The sequence below is a fragment of the Trueperaceae bacterium genome, assembly GCA_036381035.1.
Lineage (GTDB): Bacteria > Deinococcota > Deinococci > Deinococcales > Trueperaceae > DASRWD01.
The window spans coordinates 1-2,868 of the sequence record DASVDQ010000156.1; the positions used below are offsets into that span (position 1 = coordinate 1).

A 2,868-nucleotide genomic window follows, 5' to 3' on the forward strand; every position below is an offset into this window, starting at 1 on the left:
TGCTTCTCGGGATCTTCGCCTTCTTGGCGGCGGCGCTGACGTTCGCTCGGCGCGCGAGCTCCTTGAGGAAGCGTTCCTTGCGTGCCTCAGTGGAGTCCTCGCGGGCGCGTTGACGTGTCCGAGTCGTCCGAGCGTCGGCCATGGCTCAGGCCCCGATCGTGATGATCGTGGCGCCGTCGATCGACCCGTAGAGCTGGCGGCACTCGGAGCGCGTGAGGACTCGCCTGGTGGTGACGAGCGGATTGGCCTGGGTGGCATGAGTCCAGACGAGGCCCGTCAGCGCCTTGAGGACGAGACTCGCGGCGGTGTCGGCGTTGGGGATGCTCTGGGCTGGCCAGCTGGTCGGTGGTAGGTTCTCGTCCGACGTGTAGACGAGCAGGAGGTCGACGTGCACGTGCCCGTGCGGTACGAGCGGGTGGCCGCGGCGGCCGAGGCCGAGGCGCCTGGCTTCGGTGCGGACGGCGTCGACGTAGGCGGCCGCTGGGACGTTGTCGCGGCCGTCGCCGTTGCGTTCCCGGGATTGTGGCCTGCCTGGGATGATGATGCGCACCGCCGCCTCCTTCGCGGGGGATCGTGCGCCCCGGAGGGGCGGTGCTGGGTTGATGGTAGCAGACGATGTGGCGGTCATGAGTCCCCTGTCATCTCCTCGATCGTGACTGTGAGCGCGCCCCCGGCGCGCGGCTCGCCCCGCACGATGCGCAGGTCGTCCACCTGGCTGTCGTCGTCGAACACCCGCGCGAACGCGAGCGCGTCCAGCACGGCCTTGTTCAGGTTGTCCAGGTCGCGGCGCCGGCGGTCGGGCGGGTGGGCGGTGATGGTGAGCCGGACGCGGGCGGCGCCGAGGCGGTCGGTGGCTTGCATGGCGCACGCGGCTGCGACGTTCCCTCGGTACTCGTGGCCCTGGTGACTGATGTGCATGCGGTGGCCGGCGCGGCGCCAGTACGTGTTCACGCTCGGTGGCCAGGGCAGCTCGAGGGTCACCGTGTGACTCCGGCGAGGCGGTCGGCTTCGTCCTGGGCGGCGCGGTCGTTGGTCGCGGCGAACCATGCCTTGCGGCTCATGGCCTTGCGGCGGTCGCAGCACTCGAGTGGCGGGTGCCACCACACGACGCGGCCGCAGGAGCTGTACGTGGGTTCGGCGCCGGCGTCGCAGTACGGGCAGCCCTTCTCGGGGTCGCCGAGGATGATCGCGCCCGTCTCGTCCCGTGGCTCGTTCGCGAACAGCGGCCTCACGAGGGGCCCTCGAGGGCGAGCGTCTCGCCCGGCAGGAGGCGCTGCTGCGCTGGGGCGGGCGTGGCCTCGTGCTCGGCTTTGAACGCGCGCTCGAGCTGCGCGAGGCGGTGCTCGCTGGCTTCCTCGAGGTCGCGGAACGTCGCGCCGGAGCGCTTGAGAACGGCGATCGCTTCGGGCGGCGCGTCGTGTGGGCGGCCGGCCTTCAGGGCCTTGATGAGCGCTTGCCACGCTTCGCCGGCGAGCTGCTTCGGGTCGCCCTTGGCGGCGTGGAGGAACTCGACGGGCGCCGGCCAGAACCTCGCCTCCTCGAAGAGCTTGCGGGCGGCTGCGGTGAACTCTTCGGTGGTGAGGCGAGCGTCGACGTACTCGAAGTAGCGCTGGATCAGCAGCGCGTGGGGTTCGCGGCCGAAGCGCTCGAGGAGCAGCGTGAACTCGGCGGTGAACACGCGACGGTCGACGGGCATCAGAGTCCCCCGATCGCGTCGGCGACGGCCTTGGCCTTGTCCGCGAGGCGTCGGTCGCTGTCGCTCAGGCCGCCAGAACTTCGCCATTTCTCCGCCCAGTTGAGGACCTTGCCGCCGGTGAGGAGGTTCCCGAGGCCGTAGCCTTTCTCGCGCCAGTACGGTTCGCGGGCGACCTGCTTGACGGCGTCGGTGAAGGTGTCGAGCGCTGCGTCGCCGAGCTCGCGGCGGAGGCGGTCGATCTGCCCGCGCCTGGTGCTGTTGAGGGACTGCACCCTGGGGAGGGGCCCGCGGTTGGCGTTCCAGGCGTCGACGAACGCCTGGTACCTGGGTGGTTCGGGTCCCTCTCGTCGAGGCGCAGCCTCGACATCGCCGGGGGGAGTCGTCGCAAGCTCGGGCGACGAGGGTTTCTCGTTCCCGTTCTCGTTAACGTTCCCGTTCTCGTTAACGTTCTCCACTGGCGTTGCACGTGCATTGCCGGTGCCTTGCTGGTGCTGCGCATCGGCTGGCGACGTGGTGGGGCGCTGCTCGACCGGGGCGTCGCCGGTGGGCTGCCTGTGCGGTGTCGGTGCGGGGAGTAGGAGCTGGTCGCGGCAGGGTCCGGCGGCGGGGTCGGTGGGGCCCGGGAAGGCGCTCTTCGCCTCCTTGGCGTTCGGCTTGTTGAAGCGGGCGAAGTCGACGTATTCGAGGATGGCGTCGTTGTCGCCGTCGCTGTAGACGCGGATGAGGTCGGCAGCCCAGAGCTCGCGGAGGCAGCCGGCGAGTTCCTCGATGGTGAAGTCGCTGCGGCGGAAGACGAGGGCCTTGAGGACGAAGGGTTCGGCCACGTGCCTGCCCTCCCTGTCGAGGAAGGGCAGGATCGTGGCGTAGACGAGGCGGGCGTCTCTGGTGACGCTGTTGAGCTTCTGGCTTCGGGCGAAGCCTTGGTCGAGCATGCGGCCGCGGGCCACGGCTAGTCACCTCCTTGGAAGAGCTGCGGCTGTTCGTCGATGTCGAGGTCTGGCGTGGGCCTAGGCAGGGTCTCCTCCGCCTCTGGTGCGGTCCTGGCGGTGTCGGGGACGACTGGCCAGTGTTCGCGGCGCGTGTCCGTCCACGCGTCGAGGCCTGGGGGCGTGGCGACGGGCGCCCACATGTGGTGCGGTTTGACGGGGACGGTGGCGTTGCCCCAGTGGAAG

General features: G+C 70.2%; 6 protein-coding genes. All 6 read right to left on the reverse strand.

Annotated elements, in window-relative coordinates; all coding sequences use genetic code 11:
- Nucleotides 1-145: 145 nt before the first annotated feature.
- Nucleotides 146-550 carry a hypothetical protein gene (locus VF202_15580; GenBank protein ID HEX7041537.1) on the reverse strand — a complete coding sequence of 135 codons (405 nt, stop codon included), beginning with the start codon at nt 548-550 and terminating at the stop codon, nt 146-148.
- A gap of 74 nt (nt 551-624) precedes the next feature.
- Complete coding sequence (locus tag VF202_15585; protein ID HEX7041538.1) at nt 625-981, reverse strand: RusA family crossover junction endodeoxyribonuclease; 357 nt, start codon at nt 979-981, stop codon at nt 625-627.
- Entirely contained in the window at nt 978-1,232 is a 255-nt protein-coding gene (locus VF202_15590; GenBank protein HEX7041539.1) for a hypothetical protein, read from the reverse strand. The genes VF202_15585 and VF202_15590 overlap by 4 nt, the downstream gene beginning before the upstream one ends.
- Nucleotides 1,229-1,696, reverse strand: coding sequence for a hypothetical protein (locus tag VF202_15595; protein HEX7041540.1), 468 nt, complete (start codon nt 1,694-1,696; stop codon nt 1,229-1,231). The genes VF202_15590 and VF202_15595 overlap by 4 nt, the downstream gene beginning before the upstream one ends.
- Complete coding sequence (locus VF202_15600) at nt 1,696-2,643, reverse strand: hypothetical protein (GenBank protein ID HEX7041541.1); 948 nt, start codon at nt 2,641-2,643, stop codon at nt 1,696-1,698. Before VF202_15600 ends, VF202_15595 begins: the two co-directional genes overlap by 1 nt.
- A gap of 2 nt (nt 2,644-2,645) precedes the next feature.
- Nucleotides 2,646-2,868: hypothetical protein (locus VF202_15605; protein ID HEX7041542.1), on the reverse strand; the 223-nt coding region annotated here is incomplete at its 5' end.